Below are 1264 nucleotides of genomic sequence, written 5' to 3'. Positions count from 1 at the left end.
CGGCGCACCGCCCTCGTTCGTGAGGCGTATATAGTCGCCACCAACCAAAACTGTCAACACCGTTCCCAAATGTTTTTTCGATTTATCGTAGAGATATCCACGGGGCTGAAATTCGTGAGTTGGCTAGGCTGAATTCCCCCGTCGCTTTCACGGTTGTTTATGCGTGGGTTCCCACTTTGACCCGACGCCTGGCATGCTTCGCTTTGAAAACTGCTGCCCGCCCACGGACCTCGCCCGAGCGGCTTTCAGCGCCGATTCTCCAGCAATTCCGGTGTGAGTCGACTGGCGTAGAAGATGTCGAGGGATCAGCACCTGCTCATCCTCGATCACGAAGGCAAATGCTGACCGCCCCCGGCAATCAACAATCCGCGGCCCAGGCATGATATCGAGCCGCTCGGTGCCTCCCTGTGGAAAAGTCGCTAAGCCGAGACAATGGTTCCTGGATACCACGACAAAATTCCAGGCGATCGCTGGCGACGGCCGCTCGGCTATGCCGTCGTAGAGCTGTTGGAGTTCGGCTTGTGCCGCGGGATGAAAGACGATCCGATATTCCGTTCATACTCGGCCTTAGCCTGTTTCGCGCGATGGCGCGCTTCGAGGCTGGAAAAGACCGTTTCGGCTGGAATTCCCTTCGTCGGATTCTGCTGGAGCCGCCAGGCGTGCGGGAATTTCCTCGCGCAACCACTTTTGCCGCTCCGCCTCGAAGTCATCGAGCATGCGTAGGCCGGCGCGGACAACCTCGCTGGCATTGTTGTAGCGGTCTGATTCGAGTTGCCGCTTGATGAATTGCTCATGGTGGTCGTTCAAAGCGTAATTGGGCATGGCACCTCCTGGAAGATATTATGTGGCAGAGGAGTATTCTGCCGCCTCGAACGCGTTTCACCGTCACCACGCGCTCAAGCGGGGTCACCCGATCCGGCAGAATTGAAATAACGATTGGGACAGTTCTGTGGAGCGGAGGGCCGCAGCCCGTGCTACCGGCATCCGAAAGCGTGTGAGGAGACCAGCTGAGTTAAAGCCCAACCGGCCAATCTGTTCATGCTTGGCGGCCATCGATTAGGCAACGGTCCGCCGATTTGGACTCTGGCGGCCGTTTTCTTTGTGAGGTTTTGTTGGCTTGGTTTGGGGGGCTGATGGGTTCGAATTTCTGTGCGGAGAGATCGGAACGCGAACGGCCCGCCGGCATTGAGCCAGGCGGGCCGTTTTGTTTGGTTGCGGGGACAGGATTTGAACCTGTGACCTTCAGGTTATGAGCCTGACGAGC

The 1264-nt window shown here is 57.6% G+C and carries 1 pseudogene; it reads right to left on the bottom strand.

From position 1 onward, the window contains the following. Positions 1–560: 560 nt before the first annotated feature. Positions 561–822: pseudogene (locus LB516_RS28790) on the bottom strand (type II toxin-antitoxin system ParD family antitoxin); the annotation flags it as partial. Between the last annotated feature and the right edge of the window lie 442 nt (positions 823–1264).

This window comes from Mesorhizobium sp. CO1-1-7 (assembly GCF_020164885.1).
GTDB lineage: Bacteria > Pseudomonadota > Alphaproteobacteria > Rhizobiales > Rhizobiaceae > Mesorhizobium > Mesorhizobium australicum.
This window is presented reverse-complemented; position numbering and strand designations above follow the sequence as displayed.